Origin of the sequence: Brachyspira sp. SAP_772, from assembly GCF_009755885.1 — a bacterium.
In the GTDB taxonomy this organism is placed as follows: Bacteria; Spirochaetota; Brachyspiria; order Brachyspirales; family Brachyspiraceae; genus Brachyspira.
In genome coordinates this window covers 1-644 of sequence record NZ_VYIX01000231.1, presented here as the reverse complement: position 1 = coordinate 644, position 644 = coordinate 1, and the positions used below count along the sequence as shown (strand labels likewise).

Annotated in this window: 1 protein-coding gene; it reads left to right on the top strand. The window is 25.0% G+C overall.

The genetic code is table 11. The features are described from left to right. On the top strand, positions 1–644 hold a 644-nt coding region (locus GQX97_RS13740), incomplete at both ends, for a 3'-5' exonuclease (RefSeq protein WP_304488841.1).

Here is a 644-nt window from a genome sequence, read left to right as displayed (position 1 = left end):
TGAATGCTAAAGATATTTCTTATGCTACAATACCAAAATTATCAGTTGAGGCTATTAGAATAATGACTATACATAAATCTAAGGGGTTAGAGTTTAATAATGTCTTTTTAGCAGGAGCTGGACATTATAGAGCTGCTCAAAACAATATGTTTGATTTTGTTGAAAACTTTCCATATATAGAGATTCCTATACATGGAGAAATAGAAGAAAAATTAAAATTCTTTTCTRAAGATGATAAWTATAATTCTTTAGCAGATAARTCTGAAAARAARMGGCTWTTATATGTTGCTTTAACAAGAGCAAAAGAAAGATTRATAATATCTGGTGAGGATAGATATAAAAGGTTTGATGACCCTAAATCGTATAGAAATTATATAGAGGCTTATCATCATTTTGATATAGAAGATTCTGTARATAATACAACAGATGATTTAATTTATATTGATGATAATACTAATGAGTTTATGGATTATTACTCATATGGAATATCAAAAAATACTAATTATGATTTAAATGAATTATATATTAATAATTTAGAAAAAATAAGTATAGATATTATGCCAGAGATGGTTGAGAGAGCTAAATCAAAAAATTACAAAAATATTAACCCTCAATTTATGACTATGGATTTCTTTAAAAAGACT